The 411-nt window shown below is 66.4% G+C and carries 1 protein-coding gene; it reads right to left on the bottom strand.

Going from position 1 to position 411, the window contains the following annotated elements:
• A partial coding sequence (locus tag KBI52_RS00680) for a DUF3616 domain-containing protein (protein ID WP_210804768.1) occupies nt 1-411 on the bottom strand: 411 nt, incomplete at both ends.

The following is a 411-nucleotide window of genomic DNA, read 5'->3' as shown; positions in this document are numbered from 1 at the left end:
TCGCGGATGCCCAGACCACGGGTGTCGAGCAGGTGCTTGCGATAGCGCCGCTGGCCATCGATCCGGCGCGCCTTCAGCCGATCCGGCGCTTTCTGCCTCAGCTCGAGATCCAGAACCACCGCATGGCCGCGCAGCACAGGGCCACGCAGGCCAAGCCAGAGCCGGTTCCCGCGCACCGCCAGGCCCTCAATGTCGAGACCATTCTCTTTCGACGGGACCGCCAGAAATGGCCCGAGGTGCGGATCCTCTGCAAGCCAGCGCTCAAGCGCACCCCGCTTCTTGCCCAGCTTGAGCCAGGCTGCCTGTCGCTCGCCGTCGGATCGGGCAGGGGTGAAGAGCCCTGGCGCCTCCTCAATCAGAGGAATGCGTCCCAGGAAGGAGCGGTTGGGCTCGCGTTCGATCTCTTCCATG

Origin of the sequence: Microvirga sp. HBU67558, from assembly GCF_018069605.1 — a bacterium.
GTDB lineage: Bacteria > Pseudomonadota > Alphaproteobacteria > Rhizobiales > Beijerinckiaceae > Microvirga > Microvirga terrae.
The sequence above is the reverse complement of the archived record's forward strand: the minus strand, read 5'-3'. Positions and strand labels throughout refer to the sequence as shown.